Source organism: Actinomycetota bacterium (genome assembly GCA_005774595.1).
Lineage (GTDB): Bacteria > Actinomycetota > Coriobacteriia > Anaerosomatales > D1FN1-002 > D1FN1-002.
Genome location: VAUM01000421.1, coordinates 1 through 1,425 on the forward strand (window position 1 = coordinate 1; position 1,425 = coordinate 1,425).

Below are 1,425 nucleotides of genomic sequence, written 5' to 3' on the forward strand. Positions count from 1 at the left end.
CCTCGCCGTAGTACTGCACGACCGCGCCGAGCACCGACGCGCTGTCGGCGAGGACCGGCTCGACCTCGAGCTCGATCTCATCGGCGACGTCGTCGAGCAGGAAGACGTCGAACACGTCGCCGATGGCCACGGTGAGCATGCCCTCGATGACGAAGAGCGGCAGGATGCGGAACTCGCGGGCGAGGTCCGCCGGGACCATGGCGAGCGCGTCCTCCTCGGGCGCGTAGCTCGACAGGTCGACCTGCGGGATGCCCATCTCGGACTCGAGCGCGGAGGTGACGTCGGCGGCGGAGGCGAGCCCGCGGTCGGAGATGATCTTGCCGACGGACTCGCCGGACTTCGACGCCGCGGAGGTGACCGAGTTCACCTGCTCGCCCGTGAGCAGCCCGGCGCCCTTGAGGGCCTCGAGCACCCGTTCGGTGATGGTCGCGTTCTCGGCCATGTCGGTGTCCGGCCGCCTCGGGAGCTAGCCGGCCGCCTTCGCGAGTTCTTCGGCGACCGCTGCCAGCAGCTTGTCGGGCTCGATGGGCTTGGTGAGGTACTGGTTGGCGCCGGTGCGGATCCCGGTCGCCATCGCCGACTCCTCGGCCTTGGCGGTGAGCATGATGATCGGGATGGACTTGTACTTCTGGTCGAACTTCAGCAGGCGGCACACGCGGTAGCCGTCCAACTTGGGGAGCATGACGTCGAGCAGGATGAGGTCCGGGACCTCGGCGCGGGCGGTCTCGAGCGCCTCCTGGCCGTCCACCGCGGTGATCACCTCGTAGCCGCCCTGCAGCAGGATGGCCTTGATCATCTCGAGGATGGTGGGGCTGTCATCGACCGCCAGTATGCGTGCTGCCATGTGACTCCCTCCTGCGGACGCCCGTTTCGGCGCCCCCACGCACCCGTTCTCCCTGCTCGGGACGGTGCGCGACTCTAGCTGCTCGCCTTCCGACACTCTACCAGAGAACGCTCGCAGGTCTGTATGAGCAGACCCACGTCGAAGCCACCGAGGAATCCCGCCCACGCGCCTTGCGGATGCTCCCGGAACGCGCGGAGCGCGTTCTCGTACTCCTTGGCCGCGGCGTCGTACTTGCGCTGGGCGCGGTGGATGTTGCCGAGGCTCAGGTGCGCGAGCGCGAAGCCGGGGTCGATGTAGATCGTCTTGCGGAACTCGCTGATGGCGCGCACGGTGTCGTCCTGGCGCTGGTAGATGATGCCGAGGATGTAGCGCGCCGTGGGCTGGAGCGGGTCGATCGCGATGGTCTTGTGGCACTCGGCGAGCGCCTCGGAGTAGTCGCCGACGTCCGCGTGCGCGTGCGCCGCGAGCAGGAACGCCTCGACGTTGGACGGCTCGGCCGCGAGCACGTCGGCTACGAGCGCCAGTGCCGCGCGCGGCTCCCCGGCGGCCGCGAGCCGGCGCGCCTCTGCGAGCGCTTCGGC

Annotated in this window: 3 protein-coding genes; all 3 read right to left on the bottom strand. The window is 69.3% G+C overall.

Annotation, left to right across the window (positions count from 1 at the left end; all coding sequences use genetic code 11):
• A partial coding sequence (locus tag FDZ70_10640; GenBank protein TLM66065.1) for a hypothetical protein occupies window positions 1-442 on the bottom strand: 442 nt, incomplete at its 3' end.
• A 24-nt stretch (window positions 443-466) separates the two neighbouring features.
• Window positions 467-844, bottom strand: coding sequence for a response regulator (locus tag FDZ70_10645; protein ID TLM66066.1), 378 nt, complete (start codon window positions 842-844; stop codon window positions 467-469).
• A gap of 74 nt (window positions 845-918) precedes the next feature.
• Window positions 919-1,425, bottom strand: a 507-nt coding sequence (locus tag FDZ70_10650) for a tetratricopeptide repeat protein (protein TLM66067.1), incomplete at its 5' end; no start/stop codon positions are given.

Excerpts from the sequence above, each read along its gene's own strand:
- FDZ70_10645 (TLM66066.1), bottom strand. The coding sequence starts at position 844 with ATGGCAGCACGCATACTGGCGGTCGATGACAGCCCCACCATCCTCGAG.